Annotated in this window: 1 protein-coding gene; it reads right to left on the bottom strand. The window is 68.6% G+C overall.

The window, feature by feature from the left end:
* Positions 1-128 precede the first annotated feature (128 nt).
* The coding region (locus LD110_RS23450) for a helix-turn-helix domain-containing protein (RefSeq protein WP_225502344.1) at positions 129-347 on the bottom strand (219 nt) is incomplete at its 5' end.

The raw sequence follows: 347 nt of genomic DNA on the forward strand, positions 1-347 counted from the left end.
GGGCCGCCCTTGACCCCGGAGCCCGTGCCGCCCGGTTGTTCGGCAGGGGCGCGGGGCGCGCTGAGTCGGTCCGTCGTAGTGCGGGGTGATGGGCTAACGCGGAGTGTCGGCTCCCTGCGGTGGAGGGGTTAGGAGTTGAGCCAGGTTTCGTAGCGTTTGTGGAGGTCGTTGTCGTGGCTGAGTCCGCGTTCGAGTCGGGAGAGCGTGGTGGGCCAGACGTCCAGGGCGTCGGCGGCTTTCTGAAGGGTGAGGTGCTTGGCGGTGCGTAGGGTTCGCAGTGGTCCGCCGTCCGGGGCGGGGTGCGGGTGAAAGAGCTGGTCGTAGATTTCCCGGGCGACGTAGCGCTT

It is taken from the genome of Arthrobacter sp. M4, from assembly GCF_020251205.1.
Classification (GTDB): domain Bacteria; phylum Actinomycetota; class Actinomycetes; order Actinomycetales; family Micrococcaceae; genus Arthrobacter.